This is a genomic window from Nocardioides sp. Root240 (genome assembly GCF_001428825.1).
Taxonomy (GTDB): Bacteria; Actinomycetota; Actinomycetes; order Propionibacteriales; family Nocardioidaceae; genus Nocardioides.
Genome location: NZ_LMIT01000002.1, coordinates 553282 through 553654 on the forward strand (window position 1 = coordinate 553282; position 373 = coordinate 553654).

Annotated in this window: 1 pseudogene; it reads left to right on the top strand. The window is 72.7% G+C overall.

The features are described from left to right. Window positions 1-373 (top strand): annotated as a pseudogene (locus tag ASE20_RS24990) (hypothetical protein); the annotation flags it as partial.

Below are 373 nucleotides of genomic sequence, written 5' to 3' on the forward strand. Positions count from 1 at the left end.
GGCCGAGCCCGGTGCGGTGCCCGTCCGGCGTGGTGGGCCGAAGCTGGTCCACCCCGGTGGCGAGGGCACCCCCGGAGTGTCCGACCTGGCGTTGGACGAGATCGCGATCGCCCGCTGCGAGGGTGTGGGTGCGACCCGACGGGCGTTGGCGGATGCGTTGGACCTGCGGCACCGGCTCCCGCTCGTGTGGGCCCGCGCCCAGAAGCTCGAGTGCGAGACCTGGGTGGTCCGCCGGGTGGCCGTGCTGTCGCGGAAGCTGACCCGTGACCAGGTCCGGATCGTCGACATCGCGGTCGCTGCAGCGTTGGGGCAGGCGCCGAACCGGATCCTCGCGATCGCCGAGGCCAAGATCATCGAAGCCGACACCACCACC